18 protein-coding genes are annotated in these 23,336 nt (G+C 64.6%); 14 read left to right on the forward strand and 4 right to left on the reverse strand.

The features are described from left to right. Positions 1–8: 8 nt before the first annotated feature. The 4 genes from C0V78_RS07605 to C0V78_RS07620 all read right to left on the reverse strand — a co-directional run bounded on the left by C0V78_RS07605 (position 9) and on the right by C0V78_RS07620 (position 4,051). Positions 9–1,244, reverse strand: coding sequence for an ABC transporter ATP-binding protein (locus tag C0V78_RS07605; RefSeq protein ID WP_101797170.1), 1,236 nt, complete (start codon positions 1,242–1,244; stop codon positions 9–11). Position 1,245: 1 nt separating this feature from the next. Further along, positions 1,246–2,076, reverse strand: a complete 831-nt coding sequence (locus tag C0V78_RS07610; protein ID WP_101797171.1) for an ABC transporter permease — start codon at positions 2,074–2,076, stop codon at positions 1,246–1,248. A 72-nt stretch (positions 2,077–2,148) separates the two neighbouring features. Continuing rightward, complete coding sequence (locus C0V78_RS07615; protein WP_101797172.1) at positions 2,149–3,063, reverse strand: NAD(P)-dependent oxidoreductase; 915 nt, start codon at positions 3,061–3,063, stop codon at positions 2,149–2,151. Positions 3,064–3,304: 241 nt separating this feature from the next. Further along, positions 3,305–4,051 (reverse strand): TetR/AcrR family transcriptional regulator, encoded by a 747-nt coding sequence (locus tag C0V78_RS07620; RefSeq protein ID WP_254049853.1) that lies wholly within the window; start codon positions 4,049–4,051, stop codon positions 3,305–3,307. A 383-nt stretch (positions 4,052–4,434) separates the two neighbouring features. Between C0V78_RS07620 and C0V78_RS07625 the strand changes: the two genes are divergently transcribed. The 14 genes from C0V78_RS07625 to cobA all read left to right on the forward strand — a co-directional run bounded on the left by C0V78_RS07625 (position 4,435) and on the right by cobA (position 23,318). Further along, complete coding sequence (locus tag C0V78_RS07625) at positions 4,435–6,270, forward strand: NAD(P)/FAD-dependent oxidoreductase (RefSeq protein ID WP_101797173.1); 1,836 nt, start codon at positions 4,435–4,437, stop codon at positions 6,268–6,270. A 23-nt stretch (positions 6,271–6,293) separates the two neighbouring features. Beyond that, positions 6,294–7,106: a TauD/TfdA family dioxygenase gene (locus tag C0V78_RS07630; protein WP_101797174.1), complete on the forward strand. Its 813-nt coding sequence runs from the start codon at positions 6,294–6,296 to the stop codon at positions 7,104–7,106. A gap of 39 nt (positions 7,107–7,145) precedes the next feature. Further along, positions 7,146–8,828, forward strand: a complete 1,683-nt coding sequence (locus C0V78_RS07635; RefSeq protein WP_101797175.1) for an FAD-binding protein — start codon at positions 7,146–7,148, stop codon at positions 8,826–8,828. After that, positions 8,825–9,367 carry a CoxG family protein gene (locus tag C0V78_RS07640; protein WP_158241508.1) on the forward strand — a complete coding sequence of 181 codons (543 nt, stop codon included), beginning with the start codon at positions 8,825–8,827 and terminating at the stop codon, positions 9,365–9,367. Before C0V78_RS07635 ends, C0V78_RS07640 begins: the two co-directional genes overlap by 4 nt. A 101-nt stretch (positions 9,368–9,468) precedes the next feature. Continuing rightward, positions 9,469–10,047: an ANTAR domain-containing response regulator gene (locus C0V78_RS07645; protein ID WP_101797177.1), complete on the forward strand. Its 579-nt coding sequence runs from the start codon at positions 9,469–9,471 to the stop codon at positions 10,045–10,047. Continuing rightward, positions 10,044–11,252 (forward strand): CmpA/NrtA family ABC transporter substrate-binding protein, encoded by a 1,209-nt coding sequence (locus tag C0V78_RS07650; protein WP_101797178.1) that lies wholly within the window; start codon positions 10,044–10,046, stop codon positions 11,250–11,252. The genes C0V78_RS07645 and C0V78_RS07650 overlap by 4 nt, the downstream gene beginning before the upstream one ends. A gap of 220 nt (positions 11,253–11,472) precedes the next feature. Continuing rightward, positions 11,473–12,903: a CmpA/NrtA family ABC transporter substrate-binding protein gene (locus C0V78_RS07655; protein WP_101797179.1), complete on the forward strand. Its 1,431-nt coding sequence runs from the start codon at positions 11,473–11,475 to the stop codon at positions 12,901–12,903. Positions 12,904–12,916: 13 nt separating this feature from the next. Next, complete coding sequence (locus C0V78_RS07660) at positions 12,917–13,915, forward strand: ABC transporter permease (protein WP_254049854.1); 999 nt, start codon at positions 12,917–12,919, stop codon at positions 13,913–13,915. A gap of 2 nt (positions 13,916–13,917) precedes the next feature. Beyond that, entirely contained in the window at positions 13,918–15,600 is a 1,683-nt protein-coding gene (locus C0V78_RS07665; protein ID WP_101797180.1) for an ABC transporter ATP-binding protein, read from the forward strand. A 53-nt stretch (positions 15,601–15,653) separates the two neighbouring features. Continuing rightward, positions 15,654–16,907 (forward strand): porin, encoded by a 1,254-nt coding sequence (locus tag C0V78_RS07670; protein ID WP_101797181.1) that lies wholly within the window; start codon positions 15,654–15,656, stop codon positions 16,905–16,907. 214 nt (positions 16,908–17,121) lie between these two features. Then, positions 17,122–19,620 (forward strand): nitrite reductase large subunit NirB, encoded by a 2,499-nt coding sequence (gene nirB, locus C0V78_RS07675; protein WP_101798254.1) that lies wholly within the window; start codon positions 17,122–17,124, stop codon positions 19,618–19,620. Beyond that, on the forward strand, positions 19,617–19,958 hold the full coding sequence (nirD, locus tag C0V78_RS07680) for a nitrite reductase small subunit NirD (RefSeq protein ID WP_101797182.1): 342 nt from the start codon (positions 19,617–19,619) through the stop codon (positions 19,956–19,958). Before nirB ends, nirD begins: the two co-directional genes overlap by 4 nt. After that, positions 19,955–22,546 carry a nitrate reductase gene (locus tag C0V78_RS07685; RefSeq protein ID WP_101797183.1) on the forward strand — a complete coding sequence of 864 codons (2,592 nt, stop codon included), beginning with the start codon at positions 19,955–19,957 and terminating at the stop codon, positions 22,544–22,546. The genes nirD and C0V78_RS07685 overlap by 4 nt, the downstream gene beginning before the upstream one ends. Beyond that, entirely contained in the window at positions 22,530–23,318 is a 789-nt protein-coding gene (gene cobA, locus C0V78_RS07690) for a uroporphyrinogen-III C-methyltransferase (RefSeq protein WP_101797184.1), read from the forward strand. Before C0V78_RS07685 ends, cobA begins: the two co-directional genes overlap by 17 nt. Positions 23,319–23,336 lie beyond the last annotated feature (18 nt).

Raw genomic sequence — 23,336 nt, forward strand, 5'->3', positions numbered from 1 at the left:
TTGATGGCTCAGGCGCCCCCCGGTGCCGTTTCGGGCTGCGACCATTCATGGTCAATTGCCACGATTTGCCCGATATGTCTCGTCAACAGGTTCAGGCGCGTGACCGGTTCCTCAACTTTCAGTTCCGAAGGCGATGTATTGTAACCCCAGCGGGCAATGGAGATCATCGTTTCGGAATCGAGCAAGGTGGCGCGCACCTGGTACGTACCGTGCGACAGTGGAAGCGCCGGTATGCGGCACGATTGCCGGTAAGATCCGGGCTGGTACAGTATCGCTTCGGGCTCGGTGAAAGTGGAAATGCAGCACGATCCGTCGCGCGTCCAGATGCCCAGCGAGCACGCCACGCGAACCGGCTGGCGCACCACGAATTCCATGACGATCGTGGTTTCGGCACCGCTGAGGGCGGCACCATCGCCGGCGCTTTCAAACTTGACAGCCGCAATGGACGCCAGGCCTTCCCCGGCGCTTTGATGGGTTTGCGGCGTTGCATCGGCCTGCAAGGCGAACATGGTGTCGATGCAGTCCTCGATGGAGCCGTCGAACACCAGTTTGCCGTGGTCGAGCAGGATGCCACGTCGGCAGAGCGCCTGCATCTGCACCGGATTGTGCGAGACGAGGATGAGCGCACCTCCGGCATCGAGATGCTGCCGCAGGTTGGCGAAGCACTTTCGCTGGAAAGCCACATCGCCGACTGCCAGAACTTCGTCGAGCAAGAGCAGGTCGCAGGGAACAGCCGCCGCTATGGCATAGGCCAGGCGCACCTGCATGCCGGCGCTGTAACTGTGCACAGGCGCATCGAACATGGCGCCCAGTTCGGCAAATTCGGCAACCGCCTCAATCGAACCGACATTGTCGGCACCGCGCCAGGCAAGGCCGATCTCGGCATTTTCGCGCCCCGTCAGCATCAGGTTGAGGCCTTGGCCCAGCTCAATCACCGGATTGACCGTGCCGGATACGGCAAGGTGGCCGCCATCGGGCTTCAGCAGGCCCGCCAGCACCCGCAACAGGGTTGTCTTTCCCGCACCGTTGCGCCCGCCGATCGCCACGGCTTCACCTGCATTGATGGTGAAGCTGGCATCGTCGAGCGCCCAGAATTCGTCCTTGCGAAGGGCTGGCTTGCCTCTTTCGCCGGGCAGGAACTCGCCCGCGAGATCCGCGAGCGCATAGTGTAGCGATCGCCGGGTATTGCGGCAGAAGCGCTTGGACAGCGAAACCGCTTCAAGCAGGGGGCGCGAACCGGTCATGTCAATGCGCCCGCGCGGCAATGTGGGGGCGGGAAATGGCGTTGAACAACCAGCCGGGCACCAGCAGCAGCAAAGCGCAGGCCAGCGCCGGCAGCAGTCCTGTCGGCGCGAAGGTACCGGCAATGGCCAGCCGGGCGGTTTCCAGCACCCCGGCAAACGGACTTGCCGCGAGCAGGCTGCCGGCCGGCACCGGGTAGAATACCGGCGAAACGAACATGCCGAAGGTGATCGCCATGGCGACCAGCGAGCCGATATCGTCGAACAGCTGGGCGAAAGGCGCCACGAGCAGGGAAAGGGCAAATCCGCAGAGTGTCATCGTCAGGCCGCAGGCGACGATTGCCAGCCAGGCCGCGGACGGTGCCAGCCCGAACGCCAGCATCGCGCAGGCAAGGATCACAAGCCGCACGCACAGGTTCAGCAGGGCTTCGGCCAGTGCCGCCAGCAATACGGCCTGGAACGGCGCTGGCACGATGGCCAGGAACCGGCGCTGATAGTTGAGTTGCTGCACCGGCACGTTCACGCCGTCGCCCAGACTCTGCCACAGGAACACGCCCGAAAGCACGAACAGCGCATAAGGCACCCCGACCTCACCCGTGCCGATCAGCGCATGCTTGCGCAGCAGGGCAAATGTCAGGGCCGAGACTGCGCCCGGGATTGCCAGCCACAGATAGCCCAAAGCCATGCGGCGGTGGCGCGCACGCAGGTTGGCGCGGAACAGCAGCGTGGCAATCCGCAGCGCCGTATCCATGCGGGCGAAAGCTCCCGACAGCGTGCGGCGCGGAACCGCTATGGCCGGCATGGAATCGCAATGGACCTGCGTGTCCGCGGGCATTCCTGTTGCTCCCCCTTGCCGCTGGATGGACCGGGCGCGGCCTTGCCGTCCTGCCTGGTTCAGCTTTGGCACTCAGCGTGCGCTGGCCACCGCAGGCGCTCCGTCAGCCTCGGCCAGCTTTGCGAAATCGTCAACCAGCCGCGCGAAGCCCGCCTCGACCGGGATTTTCGCCTCCCAGCCCAGCAGCTCCCTTGCGCGGGAGGGATCGCCGACGAAGCGCGCCACATCGAACCGGCGCGGCGGTGCTTCGCGCAGGGTTACCGGGCGACGGGCTTCCTTGACGGCCATGGCAGCCAGTTCGCCGAGGGTGGTGCCCTTGCCGGTCAGGAAGTGGATGCTCGGCAGATCGCGCCCTTCGATCATCGCCACGATCGCCTTGAACAGGCCAAGCGCCGCATCGTCGACATGGGTGAAATCGAACAGGTTCTCCGATCCATCGATGCGCAGTTCGCCGCCCAGCGCGGCGGTGCGCGCAAAGGCCGGCACGACCCGGTCTTCATGGTCGGCTGTCGATCCATAGACGTTCGAAAAACGCACCGTCTGTGCGCGCATGCCGCCGCCCCTTGCCGCCGCGGTCTGTTCCTCCCCTGCAACCTTGGAGCGGGCGTAGGTGTTGAGCGGCTCCAGCGGATCATCCTCGACCACTGGCAGGCGGGCCTGTTCGCCATAGACCTCGCGGCTGCTGGCGAAGATCAGCCAGGGCGAAAGCGGGCTGTCCTGCATCAGCCCGATCAGCGAACGAAGCGCCTCGACATTGACCTGCTGCGTCAGATCCGGATCATTCTGCGCCCAGACCACGCGCGATACTGCGGCAAGGTGAACGACCCCGGTGGCACCATCCAGCGCCTCGGCAAGGGCGCTACTGTTCCGCGTGTCCTGGGCAGCATCCTCACGCATGTCGAAACCACGGGCAGCGATACCCGCCTCGGCAAGAAGCCCGAGCACGGCCGTGCCGATCAGACCGGCAGAGCCAGTAACCAAAATCATGAAATAGTCCCCGCCATCGAGTCCGTGATTGCTGCCCCCTCCTCTGGATTTTGCACCTAGCGTCAAGCGGCATGCGATAAGCTAAACCGATTTACGGGTTTTTACTATTCGGTTTCCCCAAGAATCTCGCGCGCACGCCGGATTTTGCGGCGAACCACCACACCGGATCGCGCATGGCGAATGCTCAAATGATGCGACAAAGCCACGCCCCTTCCCTGTCGCCACCTCGCTGCCGGACAGCTCAGTTCCGGCGCTCCATTTCTTCCCGCAGGACGGCGTTTTCTAGGAGGGCGTCCGTCAGCATCTGGCGAAGGCGGCGGTTCTGCTCTTCGGTGTCTTCGCTCGGAACGGGGCGCGGCAGGAGGCCGTTGAGGAACAGCTCGATCGAGCTGTATGTCCGGCGTTGCAGTTCTGCGGCATCGAATTCCACCCCCCAGGCCGCCATGCTCGATGGCCCGCCCACGACGAGGTGAAGAAAGGCATGGGCCGCTTCGCCGGCATCGAAGCCCGACCGGTCCGAAAGTTCGACCCGCCGCGCAAACAGGTCCGTCAGGAAGGCGACAGTCGGCTCCGTCCCCTGCCGGACATTCGCGGCTGCCAGTTCGGGCATGCGGCTGGAGACGGTGTTGGTCAGGCGAAACAGCCGCAAACCCGAAGGGCTGAGAATATTTTCGACGAGTATCCCGCCGACATTGCGCAGCGTTTCGCGCAGGTCATCGCACTCTGCCGCCTGAAGGCGCTCCACAGGCACGATCCAGTCCTCGATCGCGCGACTCAGCGCGGAGCGGAACAGGGTCTCCTTGTCGGCATAGCGGGCATAGATCGTACGCTTCGCCATTCCTGCCGCGAGCGCGATAGCTTCTACGCTGGTGCCCTCGTATCCGTCGTTGAGGAACAGATCGAGCGCGATATCGAGCAATTGCCCGTCACTCAGCGTCGGCCGGCCGATCTTGCGGGGCCTGGCCGCCTCGTCCGCGCCGCGCTGCACCAGGCTCTGTTGCGCTTTCGACGCCCGCTGCATCGCAATCTCCATCCGTTCGGGCCCGCCGGGAACGAGCCATGACGATGAAACTGATTAGGTGCTTAATGCTGGAGTTACAAGCGTCGCACCAGAAAAATACGTCATGCAAAGGTTGACTTTATCCCGGTTACGGTAACAAAATTACCAGAGACTCAAGGCGCGATTCGGAGAAAGGGCCGGGTAGCGTCGGATTTGAAACGACTTGAGTGCTAAAGTGGGATGGGAACGCAGCACACCTCACCTTTTGCCGGTGCATCCAGGCGGATACCGGCCTCCGGAGCAGAAGGCGCATGCAGCGATGCACGCTCCCGGTCCGGTTTTTGCCGCTGCGCGGAACATGTGAGCCAGCCATGAAAACAGACTGCGAACCGACCGACATTCCGGCAATCGAAGAGATCGATGTGCCGCGACTGCTGGAAAAGTACGCGCATGAGCGGGACCGGCGCATGCGTCCCGAGGCGCAGGAGCAATATGTCTCGCCACGCGGCAAGTTTGCCGAGATCAGCGATGCCGATCCGCACATGCCGCTCATCGAGCGCGAACCGATAGCGGAAGACCTCGACGTCATGGTCCTGGGCGGCGGCTTTGGCGGCGTGCTGGCCGGTTATTACCTGCGCCAGGCGGGACTGGGCGATTTCCGCATCGTCGACCACGCCGGCGATTTCGGCGGTTGCTGGTACTGGAACCGCTATCCCGGCGTGGAGTGCGACAACGTCTCCTACGTTTACCTGCCGCTGCTCGAAGAAATGGGCTTCATGCCCTCGAAGAAGTTTTCGCCAGGCTATGAGATCCGCGAGTATATCCAGAGCATCGCCAGCAAGGCCGGGCTTTACGACAAGGCCCTGATGCATACCCGGGTCAACGCGATGCGCTGGGACGAAAGCATCAGCCGCTGGCGCGTCACGACCAACCGCGGCGACGAACTGCGCCCGCGCTTCATCGTTTTCTCGCACAGCCCCGCAAACACCCCGAAGCTGCCCGACATTCCGGGCCTCGACGCGTTCGGCGGCACAATTTTCCATAGCTCGCGCTGGGATTACGATTACACCGGCGGCAGCCAGAAAATGCCCGTGCTCGACAAGCTGCACGACAAGCGCGTTGCCGTGCTGGGGACCGGCGCCTCCGCTGTCCAGATCGTGCCCTTCCTTGGCGAATACGCGAAGCACGTCCACGTGATCCAGCGCACGCCTTCGAGCGTCGATGCCAGGGACAATCGCGATACCGATCCGGACTGGGCGGCATCGCTCAAGCCCGGCTGGCATCAGGAAATGCTGGTGAATTTCCAGCACGGCCTGTGGAACGGTCTCGGCCGGGACGAGCCTGACCAGATCTGCGACATCTGGACCGAGATCAATCGCAACATCCGCCACGAGCGCGAACAGGCAGGCTGGCCGGAACTGGGCCTGGAAGAACTGCTCGCCCTGCGTGACCAGCACGATCACCGTACGATGGAACGGATGCGGCGGCGGGTGGACGAGATCGTTGCCGACAAGGACACCGCCGAGCGGCTGAAGCCCTATTACCGCTATCTCTGCAAGCGGCCCTGCTCGAACGACAATTACTACCCGGCCTTCAACCGGCCGAATGTCGATCTGATCGACGTGTCGGATACACGCGGCCTTGAAGGCCTGACCGCCAAGGGTTTCACCCACCAGGGCAAGGAGCACGAGGTCGACTGCATCATCCTTGCCAGCGGTTATGAGCAGACCAGCTCGTTGCGCAAGCGGTGGTCATTCGACGTTGCCGAGGGCCGCAACGGCCTGTCGCTCTTCGACCACTGGGACGCTGGCTACAAGACGCTGCACGGCATGAGCACGCACGGCTTTCCGAACAAGTTCTTCATCGGTTTCGTGCAGGGCGGCGTTCACGCATCGACCACCGAGACTTTCCGGCGCCAGGCCGAGCATATCGCCTATATCATTTCGACGGCGAAGCAGCGCGGCATCAAGTCCATGGAACTGACCAGGGAGGCGGAGGACGCCTGGGTGGCGCACCACCGCGCCACCGAACTGGACGTGGAAAGCTTCGCACGCGCCTGCACGCCGGGCTACTACAACAGCGAAGGCGGCGAGGTTTTCCGCTATTTCCTCGGCGATTCCTACGGCCCCGGGCCCTATGCCTTCTGGGAGAAGCTGGCCGAATGGCGCGCCGACGACCGGCTCGAAGGCTTTGACTGCAAGTTTTGAAATTGACCGAGAGGAACAGGACCATGGCTTTGCAGACCCGCAAGCTTACTGAAACCATCGGCACCGAAGTGATCGCGCCGGTAGAGGAATTGCTCAAGCCGGAGGTCGCCGCGCAGGTGCGGCAGATCCTCGTCGAACGCGGTGTCCTGCTCTTTCCGCAGCTGGGCATTTCCGACGAGGACCAGGTGCGGCTCGCCAGCCTGATCGGCACGGTGCGCGAGGAAGGCGAGAAGGGCATCTTCAAGATCACGCTCGACAACAAGGCGAATGCCCAGGCCCTTTACCTCAAGGGCTCGTTCAACTGGCACATGGACGGCACCCATGACCATGTGCCTGTCTTCGGCAGCCTGCTGACCGCGCGCGTGCTGTCCAAGGAGGGCGGCGATACCCTGTTCGCCAACAGCTACGCTGCCTATGAAGCGCTGCCGCAGGCGATGAAGGATCGCATCGCCGACCTGCGCGTGGTCCACAGCTTTGCCTATTCGATGGAGCAGGCCGGCATCGAGAAGACCCCGGAAACCGAAGCGCACTGGAATTCGATCCCGGACCAGACCCACGCGCTGGTCTGGCCGCACAAGTCGGGCCGCAAGTCGCTGGTGATCGGCTGCCATGCCAGCCATGTCGTCGGCATGGACCCGGATGAAAGCGCGGCGCTGATCGCGGAACTGATGGACTGGGTGACGCAGGAACGCTTTACCTATCGCCACAAGTGGACCGTTGGCGACATGCTGATCTGGGACAATACCGGCGTTTTGCACCGCGCCACCCCCTATGCTCTTGGCAGCGGCCGAATGATGCACCGCACGACGCTGATGGGCGAAGAAGCCTTCGCCTGATCGACCAAAATCAGAACAGTTCTCTGGAGAGTTAAGGCAATGCTGAGCAATCTTCCCGCACATTGGGACATGGAGGCTGATCTCGTCGCGATCGGTTCGGGCATCGGCGGGCTGTCCGCCGCAATCACCGCCCATGAAAACGGGCTGAGCGCCATCGTGCTTGAACGCTCGAACGAAGTCGGCGGCGTCACCGCCCTTTCCCAGGGACAGGTATGGATCGCGGGCAGCCGCCACGCTGCCGAACTGGGCGTCGATGACAGCGCAGAGAGCGGCTTCCGATATCTCCAGCGCCTGGGCATGGGCTATGCCGAGGACAGTGCGATCCGCAACTTCACCACGCACGCGCCGGTGGCATTGCACTGGTTCGAGGACACCATCGGCCTGCGGATGGTTCCGATCCGGGGCTGTCCCGACTATTACTACGGCCTCACCAACGACAGCGTTTCAGAGGGCAGGCTGCTGGAAGTGGAACCCTTCCCCGGCGCCACGCTGGGAGAATGGCAGAGCCGCACCCGGCTATCGCCACAGGTTCCTTATGGCCTGACCACGCAGGACATTGCCGACAAGGGTGGCCTTGCCGCAATGACCAAGTGGGATTTCGAGCTGATGGGCCGCCGCATGATGAATGACGAGCGCTGTGCCGGTTCGGGCCTCGCCGCCTATTTCGTCAAAGGCGCGATCGACCGGGGCATCCCGCTGGAAACCGGCGTGAACGCCCAGGAACTGATCGCCGATGGCGAGCGCGTGGTTGGCGTGCGCTGCACGCGCGATGGCGCGGACCTGTTCGTCAAGGCGAACAAGGGCGTGGTCATCGCCGTCAGCTCCTATGAACGCGAACAGAAGCTGGAAAAGCACCTCGGCAACCAGCTCGATGCAATCTCCATGCTGTTCACGGCGGTCGATGGCGCCAACATCCGCCTTGCCGGACCGCTTGGCGCACGGGTTTCGCGGGTGCCGGAAATCAGCATGGCCGGGTTCAACCAGCCCGGAGAAGAGACCGAGGAGGGCCAGCCCCTCTGGCGCAGCTCGATGCCGTTCATCGGCTTGCCGCACACCATCGTGGTCAACCGCCGCGGCAAGCGGTTCGGCAACGAAAGCTTCTACCGCTCGTTCTTCTACCAGCTCGACGTGATCGATGGCACCACCCAGACGCACCCCAATTTCCCCTGCTGGGTGATCCTCGATAGCCAGGCCCGCGCCAAGTACGGCTTCGGCTCGATCGCACCGGGCCAGGATTGGCCCGAAGGCTTCGGCGTGGTGGCGGACACTATCGAGGAACTGGCGCGAAAGGCGGGCATCGATGCCGAAGGCCTTGTCGAAACGGTGGCCCGTTTCAACCCCAACGCCGAAGCGGGCAAGGATCCCGATTTCGGCCGGGGCGAGCAGCCGTGGGGAGCCTGGATGACCGGCGACAAGGAGCACCAGCCCAACCCCAACCTGGGACCGCTGTCCAAGGGGCCGTTCTTTGCCGTTCAGCTGCGGCGCATGGGCGCAACCGGCATTCCTGCGGCCGGCCTTCAGATCGATCGCAATGCCAACGTCGTCGGCTGGGACGAAAAGCCGATCCCCGGCCTCTATGCGGCTGGCAACTCGGTCGCCCGGCTTGAAACCGGCGCGGTGATGCAAAGCGGCGTCTCCAACGCCCGCGGCATGACTTATGGCTGGCTGGCTGCCCTTCACGCCGCCGGGCAGCCCAGCACCCTGCTGGACAGCGCCCGGTGATCGAAACCGAACAGACGGTCACCGTCGGCTGCGATATCGACAGCACCTGGGCCTATGCCCGCGACTTCCAGCGCTGGGCCAGCATCATGCCGGGCTACCAGTCCTGCGAGATGGAAGACGAAGACAACTCGCTCTGGGTGCTCAAGGTCGGCGTCGGAGCCATGGTCCGCACCGTAAAAGTGAAGGTCAGTGTCAGCGAATGGGCCGGGCCGGAGCGCGTCGATTTCACCTACAAGCTGGTCGGCGATCCGGTGGAAGGTCACGGATCCTACCTGGCTGCACCTGCGGGGAGCGGCCAGACGGCCATGACGCTCAAGGTGCGCATCATCGGCAGCGGCCCGCTCGCCCCTATGTGGGAGGCGATGTGCGGCCCGGTCCTGCCCAAGTTCGCCCGCAGCTTTGCCGAGCAGTTGCGGGACCGTATCGAGGAATTCAACGGCGCCCCGGCGCACGACGCAGACGTGCTCACCGCACCCGTCCGGGCGGGAATGATCGACCGCCTGATAAGCTGGCTGCGCAGGTTGCTGGGGCAGGCTTGAGCCCGCGCCACCCCGGCACAGGCGAATTGCGATCGGGCATTCGGCCCGATGGGCCGAGGTAGGGGATTGCATCGCGTGATGCTGCGCTGCACAATGGCCGTATGCGAATTGCGATTGTCGATGAAAGCGCTTCGCGTGCTGCTGTGATCCACGAAGGCCTTGCGGCGCTAAACGACTGCGAGATCTTTGTCGTTACCGAGCGCTCCGGCCTGGTGAAACGGATCGGCGAGATCGCACCCGATATTGTCCTGATCGACCTTGGCAACCCTTCTCGCGACATGCTGGAGGAATACTTCGCAGTCACGCGCGCGCTGGCGCGCCCCATCGCCATGTTCGTTGACGAATCCGATGATGAGGCAATTGCCGCCTCGATCGATGCAGGGGTTTCCTCCTATGTCATCGATGGCCTTGCTCCGCATCGGATCCGGCCCATCCTCGACCTTGCCGTGCGCCGCTTCAATGCCTTTACCCGACTTCAAGCCGACCTTGCCGAAGCACAGGGCAAGCTGGCCGAGCGCGAATGCATTGACCGGGCCAAGCGGATCCTGATGGACAGCCGCCGAATGTCGGAGCCCGAAGCCTATGCCGAACTGCGCAAGACGGCGATGAACCAGGGCCGCCGGATTGGTGAAATTGCCGAAGCGGTCGTCACCGCGCACAAGTTGATGGGAGGCGCATGATGGCCGAATTGACGATCGGTTTCCTCCCTCTGGTCGATGCCTGCCTGCCGATCCTTGCGCGCGAACACGGCTTTGCCGAGGCCGAGGGGATTTCCCTGCGGCTGCTCAAGGACATGAGCTGGGCCACGGTGCTCGACCGGCTACTCTATGGCCACAGCGATGCCGCACACATGGTCGCGCCGCTGGCGATTGCGGCGACTCTGGGGCGCGGGCGGCCGGCGCAGCCTCTCTCGGTGCCTTTCGTGCTCGGGCTGAATGGCAATGCGATCACCCTGCGGCCCGAGCTTGCCGATCAGGTCTGCCCCAAGGGGCAACTCGGCGATCCCCGGGAAGTTGGCGCATCGCTGCTCAAGGTGGCAACCGCGCGGGCGCAGCAGGGGCGCCCCCTGCGCTTTGGCGTGGTCCATCGCTATTCGAGCCACAACTACATGCTGCGCTACTGGCTTGCGGCCAGCGGCATCCGGCCCGACCATGATGTAGAGATCGTCACCATCGCGCCGCCCTTCTGCACCGATGCCCTTGATGCTGGCGAAGTGGACGGGATCTGCGTGGGCGAGCCGTGGAACTCCGTCGCTGTCGAGCGCGGCGCCGGCCGCATCGTACTGGTCACGGCTCAGGTCTGGCGGCGCGGGGTGGAAAAGGTGCTGGCCCTGCGCGAACCGGTGCTGGAAGCACGGCACGAGGAGGTGGAAGCCTTGGTCCGCGCGCTGATCGCCACCGCGCGCCATTTCGTCGATCCGGAGAATTGGGACACGAACGCCGCAATCCTTGCCCGACCCGAATACCTTGACGGGTCGGCCGAGCTGATCCGCCGAGCCATCGCCGATCGCCTGCTATTGGCGCAAGGCGAGGAACCGATCCATTTTCCGGATTTCATGTTCCAGTATCGCGAAGCTGCGAACTTCCCCTGGGTCAGCCAGGCCGAGTGGCTATATACCCAGATGGTGCGCTGGGACGGCGGCGGATTCGTCGCCGCCGATGCCGCCAAGGCCGCCCGCGTGTTCCGGCCCGACGTATACCGCAGTGCACTATTGGGCACGGCCGAACCGCTGCCGGGCGCCAGCTCGAAGGTCGAAGGCAGCCTTGGCGGACCGACCGTGGTGGGCACCCAGCAGGGCCTTATCACCATGGAACGAAACGCCTTTTTCGATGGCCGCGTGTTCGATCCGGCTGACCTTCCCGGATATCTCGCCAGCCTGCCCTGACGAAAAATTTATGCTGCACTGCAAAAATCGCTTGCCGATGCATCCGCGAATCGCTTAGCAATAGCTCTGCAGGAGCGGGGCGGACCAAGGAAGGGCCGCGGTTTTCCGCCTTGCAACCAGTTTCACATTGCGTGGCAACGGAGCCGCCCGACCTGACCCTCTACCGGGGTCTGTTCGAGGCGGTTTTTTGTTGTTCGCGCTTCAGACGGGGTACGGCGCGATGGCACAGTGTTCGGCAATTCGTTTCGACAGGCGCGGCATGGTGGCAGCGCTGCTGCTGGCAAGCGCACTCGCCGGCTGCGGCAGCTCCGGCGGCGATGACCCGGCCCCGACCGGCGACATCGCCAGGATCGCGGGCGAAAAGGGTATCGAGAAATCGAATCTGAAGCTCGGCTTCATCAAGCTGACCGACATCGCTCCGCTGGTCGTCGCCAAGGAAAAGGGCTTCTTCGCCGAGGAAGGACTTAACGTGACGCTAGAGCCGCAGGCCAACTGGAAGGTGCTGCTGGACGGCGTGACCGGCGGCCAGCTCGACGGCGCACACATGCTGGCGGGCCAGGTCCTCGCATCGGGCGCAGGCATCGGCGCCAGGCAGAAGCTGGTAACCCCCTTCAGCCTCGACCTCAACGGCAAGGGCGTGACAATCTCCAACCAGGTCTACGGCCTTATCGCCCCCGGCCTGCCCAAGGGGCCGGATGGCAAGGTTACGCACCCCGTTTCCGCCGCAGCGCTGAAACCCGTGGTCGAAAAGTTCAAGGCCGAGGGCAAGCCCTTCAAGATGGGCATGGTCTTCCCCGTCTCCACGCACAACTACATCCTGCGCTACTGGCTGGCGGCTGGCGGGCTGAACCCCGGTTACTACCTGCCCGGCGACACCGCGGGCACCACCCGCGCGGAAGTGCAGCTTTCGGTCACCCCGCCGCCGCAGATGCCCGCCACGCTGGAGGCCGGCACGATCAACGGCTATTCGGTGGGCGAACCCTGGAACCAGGCCGCCGTCGCCAAGAAGATCGGTGTGCCGATCATCGTCGACCCCGACATTGCCGGGACGACGGGCGACAAGGTCTTTGGCCTGACCGAGGACTTCGCCAAGGCCAATCCCAAGACCACCCAGGCGCTGACCCGCGCGCTGATCCGCGCCTCGATGTGGCTCGATGCAGAGGGCGGCAAGAACCGGCCCGAGGCGGTGAAGCTGCTCGCCTCGCCCAAATATGTCGGCGCGGACGAGAAGGTGCTGATGGCATCGATGACCGGCAAGTTCACCTTCGGCGAAGGCGACACGCGCGACACGCCGGAGTTCAACCTGTTCTTCGACCAGCAAGCGAGCTACCCCTTCTGGTCGGACGCCATCTGGTTCCTGACGCAGATGCGCCGCTGGGGCCAGATCGCCGAAGCCAAGCCCGACCAGTGGTATCTTGATACGGCCAAGGCGGTCTATCGCACCGACATCTACGATACCGCCGCCGCCAGCCTGGTGGCCGAGGGCAAGGCTCCGGCCGCTGCCTTTCCCAAGAGCGACGGCTTCCGCACCTACACTCGCAAGGCGATCGACGGCGTGACCTTCGATCCGAAGAAGCCCGCCGCCTATGCGGCCGGTTTCGCCATTGGCCTGAAGGACGGCCAGACCGTTACCCCGGCCGGCGTGAAGTAAGGACCCCGATACCATGAACGCTACCGCAGCAGTGAAGGACACCTTCGAAGTGGACCAGGAGATTGCCCCACCTGCCGAGATGGCGAAGCCTGCTCCGGCAGAGCCGGTGAAGGCCGGCCTGCCCTTCGGCCTAAAGCTGCCGCCGGCCCGTGCCGTCTTTGACGCAACATGGCCGCCGGCAGCCGGTATCGGGGGCTTCCTGCTGCTCTGGGCCCTGCTCGCGCCCCTTGTGAAGACCTCGCTCGGCACCCTGCCGGGACCGGGCGATGTCTGGACCGCCTTCACCGGCCTGATGGGCGAGGCAGCGGCATCACGCGCCGAAGCGGCAGCCATCGAGGCGAGCGGCGGCAGCTTTACCGGGCCGCCCAGCTTCACAGACCAGATCGTCACCTCGCTGCACACGGTTGCGCTCGGCTTCATCCTCGCCAGCCTTGTCGCCGTACCGCTGGGGCTGGTCGCCGGAATGTCGAAGCGGATCAACGCGGCGATCAACCCCCTGATCCAGGTCATGCGCCCGGTCAGCCCGCTGGCATGGCTGCCGATCGTGACGATGTTGGTCTCGGCATCGATGTCGAGCGGGGATGACAGCTTCCTGCCGAAGAGCTTCGTGATCTCGGCCGTGGTGGTCATGCTCTGCTCGCTGTGGCCGACACTCATCAACACCGCCGTCGGCACCGCCTCCATCGACAAGGACCTGATCAACGTCGGCCGTGTGCTCAAGCTCGGCTGGGCAGCGCGGCTCACGAAGCTGGTCCTGCCCAGCTCGCTGCCCTTCATCTTCACCGGCATGCGCCTTTCGCTCGGCACTGGCTGGATGGTGCTGATCGCGGCGGAAATGCTGGCGCAGAACCCCGGCCTGGGCAAGTTCGTCTGGGACGAGTTCCAGAACGGCAGCGAAAAGTCGCTCGCCCGCATCATGGTCGCCGTGGTGGTCATCGGCCTGATCGGCTTCGCCCTCGACCGCATCATGATGGTGCTGCAATCCTTCGTCAGCCGCAACCGGACCTTCTGACCATGACCCAGACCCCCATCCTTTCCCTTCGCGGCGTGACCAAGCGCTACGCCTCGGCGAGCGGCACCAGCGAAGTCCTCGGCGGTATCGATCTCGATGTGCGCGAAGGCGAATTCATCGCCGTCCTCGGCTTCTCCGGCGCGGGCAAGACCACGCTGGTTTCGACCATCGCCGGCTTGATCGAACCCGACGAGGGCGAGATCCTGCTTCGCGGCGTGACCGTAGACGGACCCGGCAAGGACCGGGGCTTGGTCTTCCAGTCCTACTCGCTGTTCCCCTGGCTGACCGTGGAGGCCAATGTCGCGCTCGCAGTCGACGCCGTCCACAAGGACCGCAGCGCCGAAGACCGGGCCGCTCTGGTGCGGCAGAAGGTCGAACTGGTCGGGCTCGGCCACGCGATGGACCGTAAGCCCGCGCAGCTTTCGGGCGGCATGCGCCAGCGCGTCGCCGTGGCCCGCGCGCTCGCCATGGAGCCGGAAATTCTGCTGCTCGACGAGCCGCTTTCCGCGCTCGATGCCTTGACCCGCGCCAAGTTGCAGGACGAGATCGAGCGCATCCGCAAGGAAGAGAAGCGCACGATCATCCTCGTCACCAACGATGTCGACGAGGCGCTGCTGCTGGCGGATCGCGTGGCCGTGCTCACCCCCGCCCCCGCCGCCACCATCGGCCGGATCTTCGACGTCGCCATCCCCCGCCCGCGCGATCGCGAGGCGGTGAACGACGATGCCGCGTTCCAGGCCCTGCGGCGCGAGATCGTCAATTACCTTGGCTCGCTGGTGGCGCAGAAGCAGGCGGGCGGCAGCGACTATGGCAACCTGCCAAACGTTACTCCGCTCGACCTTGCACCGCTTCCCAAGGCCTATGTCGAGGCCGCCAAGGGCAACAACGCGCGGCGCTATCTGGAATTCTACAACCTCCACAAGGTCTACCCCACGCCCAAGGGGCCGCTGATCGTGGTCGAGAATTTCAACCTGCTGATGGACAAGGGCGAGTTCATCTCGCTGATCGGCCATTCGGGCTGCGGCAAGTCGACCGTGCTGACCATGGCCTCGGGCCTCAACGCGATCAGCAAGGGTTCGATCATTCTCGACAACCGCGAGGTTGACGCAGCTGGGCCGGACAAGGCCGTAGTCTTCCAGGCACCCAGCCTGATGCCATGGCTGACCGCACGGCAGAACGTCGCGCTCGGCGTGGAGCGGGTCTATCCGCACGCATCCAAGGCCGAACGCCGCGAGATCGTCGACTATTACCTCGAACGCGTCGGACTTGCCGATGCGCGCGACAAGCTGGCGGCGGAGATGTCGAACGGCATGCGCCAGCGCGTCGGCATCGCCCGCGCCTTTGCTCTGAGCCCGCGCCTGCTGCTGCTCGACGAGCCCTTCGGCATGCTCGACAGCCTGACCCGCTGGGACCTGCAGGACGTGCTGGTCGAAGTGTGGAACCGCACCAAGGTGACTGCGATCATGGTGACGCACGATGTCGACGAGGCGATCCTGCTGGCCGACCGCGTGGTGATGATGACCAACGGCCCCAACGCCACCATCGGCAAGATCCTGAAGGTCGACCTGCCGCGCCCGCGCGACCGCAAGGCGCTGCTCAAGGACCCGCAGTTCTACGCTTACCGGCAGGAGGTTCTGCACTTCCTCGCCGAATACGACCACGGACCGGACGCAGAGGCGGCCTGACGCTATCCGGGGAGGATGCCTGAAGGAGTCAAGGCTTCTCAGGAGGGAAAAAGATGAGGAAAATCGTTCTGGCGGCGACCGCACTCGCGGCGCCGGTCGCCCTTGCTCACCCTGCGCTTGCTGCCCCCGGAGATCCGGTAAAGATCGCCGGCGGGCTCAGCCTCGATCCGATTTTCGACATGCGGCTGCGCTATGAGAATGTCGACCAGCCGGCGACCAATGCCGATGCCGTGACCCTGCGCGTGCGCGCGGGAGCGGAGCTGAAGCATGCCAGCGGCCTGTCGCTGCTGGCGGAGGCCGAGGGCACGCTCGGCGTGGTCAATGATTACAACGCCTTCCCCTTCGTCATCGCCGACAGCCAGCGCCGCCCCGCCTTCTCGGTCGTTGCGGACCCGATGAACATCGACCTCAACCGCCTGCAGGTGCAGTACAAGTCCAAGCCGCTCACCGCCACGGTCGGGCGCCAGCGCATCAACCTCGATGACCAGCGCTTCGTCGGCTCCGTCGCCTGGCGCCAGAACGAGCAGACTTTCGACGCGGTGCGCGCCGAGGCCAGCCTCGGTCCGGTCAGCCTGGATGCGACCTATGCGATCAGCCAGCGCACGATCTTCGGCTTCGATGCTGGTCCGCGCACGGCCTATGACGGCGATTTCGTGTTCCTCGGCGCAGGCGCAAAGCTGGGGCCGGTGAACCTCAAGGCATTCGGCTACCTGCTCGATTTCGACACCAAGGAGCAGGCGGGCGCCCTCGCCACCACCAATGCCGATACGATGACGCTGGGCGCAAGGGCGACGGCGAGCTTCAAGCTTGCGCCCAAGACCACGCTGAACCTCGCCGCCAGCTATGCCCGCCAGTCCGACTATCAGGACAACCCGGCGAGTTACGGCGTCGATTACATCGCGGCGGAAGCAGGCTTGGCCTTTGGCCCGCTGGGATTGACGGCGGGCTATGAACAGCTTGGCTCCGATGGGGTGCGCAGCGTTCAGACGCCGATGGCTACCCTGCACAAGTTCCAGGGCTGGGCCGACCTGTTCCTTACAACCCCCGCAGCGGGGATCGAGGACATCTACGGCGGCCTGTCCTGGAAGTTCGCGGGCGTGAAAGCGCTGCCGGGACTCAACGCGGCCTTCACCTATCACCGCTACGAAAGCGCATTCGGATCGGTGCATTACGGTGACGAATGGAACGCATCGATCGGCTTCAAGCTGAAGCGTATCACGGTGTTCGCCAAGTACGCCGATTACGACGCGGACCTGTTCGGCAGCGATACGAAGAAGTTCTGGCTGCAGCTCGAAATGGCGTACTGAGGTGAAATTGCTGCACTGCAAAAAAGTCCTTGCCAGCAGGGGGCGGGTTCCATAGTCTTCCCCTGACCCGGCACACCGCCGCCCAAGGAAGGGCGGGCAACGGCGCCGGACATACAATCGAACACACGTGGCAACGAAGCCGCCTGTTTCCGTCCCTTCATCGGGCCGGTTGCAAGGCGGCTTTTTTCGTTGCGCGTATGCCAAGGAGACCAAGGTGAACGCGCCTTCGACTTTCGATCTGAACGGCAAGGGCGGGGAAACCGCCGAAAGGCTCGTCGTTATCGGCAACGGCATGGCAGGCTGTCGCGCCGTGGAGGAAATCCTTGCCCGCGATCCCGGTCGCTATGCCGTGACGATCTTCGGCGCGGAACCCCGCGTCAATTACAACCGCATCATGCTCTCCCCCGTGCTGGCGGGTGAGAAAGCCTTCGACGACATCGTCATCAATGGTGAGGATTGGTACGCCGACAACGGCATCACGCTGGTGTCCGGCGATCCGGTGGTGGCTATTGACCGCAAGGCGCAGGCCGTGGTGGCAAAATCTGGCCGGGTCGAACCCTACGACCGCCTGCTGATCGCCACGGGGTCCGATCCCTTCATTATCCCGGTGCCCGGCCACGACTTGCCCGGCGTCGTCACCTTCCGCGACCTTGACGATGTCGACCGCATGCTGGCGGCGGCGGAAAAGGGCGGCAGCGCGGTGGTGATCGGCGGGGGCCTTCTCGGCCTTGAAGCAGCCCATGGCCTTTCGCTGCGGGGCATGACCGTGACCGTCGTTCACCTTATGCCGACGCTGATGGAACGCCAGCTCGACGAGGCCGCAGGCTATCTGTTGCGGAGCGAACTCGAACGGCGCGGCCAGACCATCGTTACCGGTGGCGATACCGCCGCTATCCTCGAACAGGACGGCCACGTTACCGGCGTCCGCCTCAAGGACGGGCGCGAATTTCCCGCCGATATCGTTGTCATGGCCGTCGGCATCCGCCCCGCAACCGCGCTCGCCAAGGCGGCGGGGCTCGAGGTCGAGCGTGGAATCCTAGTCGATGACCACATGGTCACTTCCGACCCCGCGATCATGGCCGTGGGCGAATGCGTCCAGCACCGGGGCACCTGCTATGGCCTGGTCGCGCCGCTGTGGGATATGTGCCGCGCGCTGGCCGATCACGCCACCGGCACGCCGACCGGCTACGAAGGCTCGGTAACTTCGACGAAGCTCAAGGTCTCAGGCATCGACCTGTTTTCCGCCGGAGACTTTTCCGGCGGCGACGGCGCGGAAGACATCGTCATGCGCGATGCCTCGCGCGGCGTTTACAAACGTGTCATCGTCAAGGAAAACAGGCTGGTCGGTGCCGTGCTCTATGGCGATACCGCCGACGGCAACTGGTACTTCGACCTGCTCAAGAAAGGCGAAGACGTTTCCGACATCCGCGAGGCGCTGATCTTCGGGCAGGCCTTTGCTGCCGGAGGTGCCCTTGCGGACCCTAACGCCGCCGTTGCTGCCCTTTCCGACGATGCGGAGATCTGCGGCTGCAACGGCGTATCCAAGGGCAAGGTGGTCGGCTGCATCCTCGGCGGGGCGCACAGCCTCGACAAGGTGCGCTCGGCCTGCAAGGCTTCGGCAAGCTGCGGTTCGTGCACCGGCCTTGTCGAGAGCCTGCTCAGCCTGACGCTGGGTGGCGAGATCGAGAGCGGGCCGAAGACGCTGTGCAAGTGCACCAGCTTCACGCATGACGACGTGCGCCGCCTCATCCTCGAGAAGAACCTCCGCCTCATCCCGCAGGTGATGCAGGAACTGAGCTGGTCCACTCCCGATGGCTGCGCCAGTTGCCGCCCGGCGCTCAACTACTACTTGCTCTGCGCCTGGCCGGGCGAATACGTGGACGAGCAGCACAGCCGCTTCGTCAACGAACGGATGCACGCCAACATCCAGAAGGATGGCACTTATTCAGTGGTGCCGCGCATGTGGGGCGGCCTCACCAACCCCCGCGAGCTGCGCGCAATTGCCGATGTGGTGGAAAAATACAACGCGCCGATGGTGAAGGTCACCGGCGGCCAGCGGCTCGATATCTTCGGCATCAAAAAGGAAGACCTGCCCGCCGTCTGGGCCGATCTCAATGCCGCCGGGATGGTTTCGGGCCACGCCTATGGCAAGTCCTTGCGCACCGTGAAGACTTGCGTCGGCAGCGAATGGTGCCGCTTTGGCACGCAGGATTCGACCGGGCTGGGTGTCAAGATCGAGCACATGACCTGGGGATCGTGGATGCCCCACAAGTTCAAGATCGCCGTCTCCGGCTGCCCGCGCAATTGCGCTGAGGCGACGATCAAGGACTTTGGCGTGGTCTGTGTCGATAGCGGTTATGAACTGCACGTCGGCGGCAACGGCGGCATCAAGGTGCGCGCGACCGACCTGCTCTGCAAGGTCGAGACCGAGGCCGAGGCGATGGAAATGTGCGCCGCCTTCATCCAGCTTTACCGCGAACAGGCGCATTACCTCGAACGCACCGCGCCGTGGATCGAGCGGGTCGGGCTCGACCACGTGAAGGCCGCACTGTTCGATGATCCCGAGGCTGTCCCGGCACTCGCCGCCCGCTTCTACTACTCGCAGCAGTTCATGCAGGACGACCCCTGGGCCAAGCGCGCCGCGGGCGAGGATACCGAACTGCACCAGCACCTAGGCGAGGTGCGCCCCCTTGTTCTGGAGACAGCACGATGATCGGAGAATGGCTCGATATCGGCCCGGTAAGCCAGATCGCCCCCGGCAATGCCCGCACCCTGCCGGTACGCGGCGGAGAGGAGATTGCGGTCTTCCATACGCTCGACAACCAGTTCTATGCCCTCGTCAACAAGTGCCCGCACAAGCACGGACCACTCAGCCAGGGCATCGTCCACGGCAACGTCGTCACTTGCCCCCTGCACAGCTGGAATATCTCCCTCAAGACCGGCGAGGCCATGGGCGATGACAAGGGTTGTGTGCCGACGATCCCGCTCAAGGTCGATGCAGGCCGCTTGTACCTGCTGCGCGATGCGGTTGTCGGGAAAGCAGCGGCGTGAAGGCGGTCCGCACCACCTGCGCCTATTGCGGGGTCGGCTGCGGCATCCGGGCCGAAGTGACCGGCGCGCGCGCGCTCACCATCAAGGGCGATCCCGAGCATCCCGCCAACTTCGGACGGCTCTGTTCGAAGGGCACCCACCTGGGTGAGACTGTCGGGCTGGAAGGCCGCCTGCTGGCGCCGATGATCGGGAACCGGCAGGCAGGCTGGGACGAAGCGCTGGACCTTGCCGCGGCGAAAATGCGCGAATGCATCGCCGAACATGGGCCAGACAGCGTCGCCTTCTACGTCTCGGGCCAGCTGCTGACCGAGGATTACTACGTCGCCAACAAGCTGATGAAGGGCTTCATCGGCAGCGGCAACATCGACACGAACAGCCGCCTGTGCATGGCGAGCGCAGTTGCCGCGCATAACCGCGCCTTCGGCGAGGATATCGTCCCGTGCACCTATGACGACCTCGAGGAAGCGGACCTCATCCTGCTGGTCGGCTCCAACACCGCCTGGTGCCATCCGGTGATCTGGCAACGGATAGAGGCGGCGCGCGAGAAGCGCGGCAGCAAGCTGGTGGTCCTCGACCCGCGCCGCACCGAGACAGCAGAGCGGGCCGACCTGCATCTCGCCATTGCGCCCGATGGCGATATCGCCTTGTTCAACGCCCTGCTGGCGGAGATGCGCGACCGCGGTTTGGTCGACAGCGGTTATCTGGCCGCGAACTGCACGGTCCCCCAAGGCTTCTTGGAGAGCCTGGACAGCCGGAGCCCGGGCGTTGACTTCCCGTCCTTCGCTGCCCTGTGCGACCTTGTCGCTGCCCGCCCGCGCATGGTCACCCTGTTCAGCCAGGGCGCGAACCAGTCGCGAAGCGGGACTGACAAGGGCAATGCAATCATCAACCTGCACCTGGCGCTGGGGCGGATCAATTCTGCAGGCGCAGGACCGTTCTCGATCACGGGACAGCCCAATGCGATGGGCGGGCGTGAAGTTGGCGGGCTGGCCAATACGCTTGCCTGTCACCTCGGATTTTCCGCAGAGGAGCGCGCCGAGGTGGCGATGTTCTGGAATGCCCCGAACATCTGCGCGGGGCCGGGCCTGAAGGCGGTCGACCTGTTCCGCGCGGTCCATGATGGCCGGGTGAAGTTCCTCTGGGTCATGGCGACCAACCCCGCCGTGTCGATGCCCGACGCCGGATTCGTGCGCGAGGCGCTGGCGCGCTGCGAAACGCTGGTCGTGTCCGACATCATCGCCGATACCGACACCGCGCGCCTCGCGCATATCCGCCTGCCCGCGCTCGGCTGGGGGGAGAAGGACGGCACCGTTACCAATTCCGAGCGCCGCATCAGCCGCCAGCGCGCGCTGTTTGCCGCTCCCAGCCAGGCCCGCGCCGACTGGGCGATCCTGTGCGATTTCGCACAGCGCATGGGCTGGGGCCGGGCTTTCGATTTCACCTGCGCCGCCGACGTTTTCCGCGAATATGCAGCGATGACCGCGCTCGCGGCCCGGCATGGCAAGGTGCTCGATCTGTCGCACCTTTCCGCCATCGGTGATGCCGAATATGACGCGATGGAACCCTTCCTTTGGGGCGGCGCGCACCCGCTTGCAAAGCGCTTCATCCAGGCCGGCGGCAAGGCGCGGGTGGTTGCGGTGGCAGCGCCGGCACCGGTCATGGCGGACATCCACTTCCCCTTCCGCCTCAACACCGGGCGCTATCGCGACCAGTGGCACACCATGACCCGCACCGGGCTCTCCCCCACCCTCTCGCAGCACCGGCGCGAAGCGCTGCTCGAGGTTCACCCGGATGACGCTGCGGCGCAGGGTCTCGAAGACGGCGGCCTCGCCCGCGTCACCACTGCGGCGGGCACCGCACTGTTCCGCGTCGCCGTGACGAATGGTCAGCGCCGCGGTGATCTGTTCGTGCCGATGCACTGGACGGACGCGATGGCAGGCCAAGCGCGGGCCAACCGCCTGGCGCTGTCCGATACTGATCCCGTTTCCGGCCAGCCGGGCTTCAAGAACACCCCGGCGCAGGTCGAGCCGGTAACGCCTGACTGGCGCGCCTTCCTCGCCTCCCGGGAAGCCATTCAAGTCTCGGGCGTGCTATGGTGGAGCCGCTCCCGCATCGCCCAAGGCTGGCTGGTCGAACTGGCCGGCGTGGGCGACATCGATGTCGAGCCACTGCTCCCCTTTGGCGAGCGGATCGAAGCAGCAGATCTCGCACGCGGCATGCGGCGGATCATCGTGCGGGGGCCAAGTGACAGCGTAGAGGCAGCGCTTTATGTCACCCGCAGCGGTGAACTGCCCCCGCGCGACTGGGTTGCCGCGCAGGTGGGTGATGCCGGGGGCGGGCCACTGGAACTGCTCGCCGGCCGTCCCGCCACCCCGCAGCCTGATCGCGGCACCATCGTCTGCGTCTGTCACGGCATCGGTGCGAACCAGATCCGCGAGGCGGCCTGCACGGGCGCGGCAACGGTCGAAGCCATTGGCGAGGCGACCAGCGCCGGCAGCAATTGCGGATCATGTCGCCCGGCCATCGCCCGCATCCTTGAACTCTCCCTTCCCAATCCCAGGAGGCCGCCGAATGACCGATTTTCCTGACGGCATGGTCTGGCTCGTCGGGGCAGGACCGGGGGATCCGGAACTGCTGACGCGAAAGGCCGAACGCCTGATCGCCGCCGCGAGCGTGGTGTTTTACGATGCACTGGTCGGCCAGGGCGTACTCGACCTCATTCCGCGAGGGGTGCGAACCGTGTCGGTCGGCAAGCGTGCCGGCCGGCACTCGAAGGATCAGGCGACCATAGACGAACTGATCGTCCGGGCAGCACTGGCTGGTGAACGTGTGGTTCGCCTCAAAGGCGGGGATCCGTCCATATTCGGCCGTGCCGCCGAGGAGATCGATGCCTGCAGAGCAGCCGGGGTTCCGGTGGCGATCTGCCCGGGCATAACCGCCGCAATTGCCGCTGCTGCCAGCCTGTCACGTTCATTGACCCTGCGCGGACTGGCGCGGAAGCTGGTATTCGCGACGGCGCATTACCGCGCCGGCAAACCGATCGATCTTGATTGGCAGGCGCTCGCCGATCCGCAGACGACGCTCGCCATCTATATGGGCAAGGCTGCGGCCGCCGAGGTGTCGCTTGGGCTGCTTTCCCAGGGCCTGCCACCTGATACCCCAGTTGCCGTCATCGAGAACGTTAGCCTCGCAAATGAGGTTGTCATCTCTACCCGGCTCGACCTTCTTCCGCTGGCCGCGCAATCGTGTCCGGGAACGGGCCCGGCAGTCCTTCTCATCGGGACGGCAATCGCGAACCCTGTTGCGACAAATCTGCGGGAAGACGCGGCCTGGTGCAGGTTTACGGAACAGCCATCATGAGCCTGTTCAGCAAACTTC

This window comes from Novosphingobium sp. TH158 (assembly GCF_002855555.1).
Lineage (GTDB): Bacteria > Pseudomonadota > Alphaproteobacteria > Sphingomonadales > Sphingomonadaceae > Novosphingobium.

Coding starts and splice junctions, on each gene's coding strand:
- C0V78_RS07625 (WP_101797173.1), top strand. CDS start 4,435: ATGAAAACAGACTGCGAACCGACCGACATTCCGGCAATCGAAGAGATC.
- C0V78_RS07670 (WP_101797181.1), top strand. CDS start 15,654: ATGAGGAAAATCGTTCTGGCGGCGACCGCACTCGCGGCGCCGGTCGCC.
- nirD (WP_101797182.1), top strand. CDS start 19,617: ATGATCGGAGAATGGCTCGATATCGGCCCGGTAAGCCAGATCGCCCCC.
- C0V78_RS07610 (WP_101797171.1), bottom strand. CDS start 2,076: ATGCCCGCGGACACGCAGGTCCATTGCGATTCCATGCCGGCCATAGCG.
- C0V78_RS07630 (WP_101797174.1), top strand. CDS start 6,294: ATGGCTTTGCAGACCCGCAAGCTTACTGAAACCATCGGCACCGAAGTG.
- C0V78_RS07635 (WP_101797175.1), top strand. CDS start 7,146: ATGCTGAGCAATCTTCCCGCACATTGGGACATGGAGGCTGATCTCGTC.
- C0V78_RS07645 (WP_101797177.1), top strand. CDS start 9,469: ATGCGAATTGCGATTGTCGATGAAAGCGCTTCGCGTGCTGCTGTGATC.
- C0V78_RS07615 (WP_101797172.1), bottom strand. CDS start 3,063: ATGATTTTGGTTACTGGCTCTGCCGGTCTGATCGGCACGGCCGTGCTC.
- C0V78_RS07660 (WP_254049854.1), top strand. CDS start 12,917: ATGAACGCTACCGCAGCAGTGAAGGACACCTTCGAAGTGGACCAGGAG.
- C0V78_RS07605 (WP_101797170.1), bottom strand. CDS start 1,244: ATGACCGGTTCGCGCCCCCTGCTTGAAGCGGTTTCGCTGTCCAAGCGC.
- C0V78_RS07655 (WP_101797179.1), top strand. CDS start 11,473: ATGGCACAGTGTTCGGCAATTCGTTTCGACAGGCGCGGCATGGTGGCA.
- C0V78_RS07665 (WP_101797180.1), top strand. CDS start 13,918: ATGACCCAGACCCCCATCCTTTCCCTTCGCGGCGTGACCAAGCGCTAC.
- cobA (WP_101797184.1), top strand. CDS start 22,530: ATGACCGATTTTCCTGACGGCATGGTCTGGCTCGTCGGGGCAGGACCG.
- C0V78_RS07650 (WP_101797178.1), top strand. CDS start 10,044: ATGATGGCCGAATTGACGATCGGTTTCCTCCCTCTGGTCGATGCCTGC.